1 protein-coding gene is annotated in these 610 nt (G+C 66.8%); it reads left to right on the top strand.

Annotation, left to right across the window (positions count from 1 at the left end):
* Window positions 1-165: 165 nt before the first annotated feature.
* The coding region (locus AC1D15_RS36120) for an EamA family transporter (RefSeq protein ID WP_477829874.1) at window positions 166-610 on the top strand (445 nt) is incomplete at its 3' end.

The following is a 610-nucleotide window of genomic DNA, read 5'->3' as shown; positions in this document are numbered from 1 at the left end:
ATGTCAACGTTCAAGGCAAATCCTCCGAAAGTCCTTCAAACATAGCATGCGTTGCCTCGGTCGACCTTGTTTCTCGCATTCCATTGCGGCGCCCGCCTTCGTACGATGACGGCCTGATTTCTCGCGCCGAGCACCCTCATGTCCGCTTCTTCACCCACCGCCGCGATGCAACCCGAACGCCACGGCCCGCAGGCGCTGATCCTGCTGTGCCTGGCCGCCACCTGGCTCGTCTGGGGTTCCACCTACCTCGCGATCAAGTTCGCGCTGGTCAGCTTTCCGCCCTTCCTGCAGATGGGCTCGCGCTTCCTGTTTGCCGGCGTGCTGCTGATGGCGTGGATGCGCTGGCGCAGCGCGCCGTGGCCCAACCTCGTGCAATGGCGCAATGCGCTGGTGGTCGGCGCGCTGATGCTGGGCGGCGGCATGGGCGGCACCGCGTATTCGGAGCAGACCGTGGGCTCGGGCCTGGTGGTCGCGTTCATCGCGGTGGTGCCGCTGATGATCGCCGGGCTGAACCTGCTGTGGCGCGTGGTGCCGAGCCRCCTCGAGCTGCTGGGCATCGCGGTCGGGCTGGCCGGCGTGCTGATGCTGACGCAGGGCGCCGGCTTCCAGG

Source organism: Rhizobacter sp. P2_H2 (genome assembly GCF_056403375.1).
The sequence above is the reverse complement of the archived record's forward strand: the minus strand, read 5'-3'. Positions and strand labels throughout refer to the sequence as shown.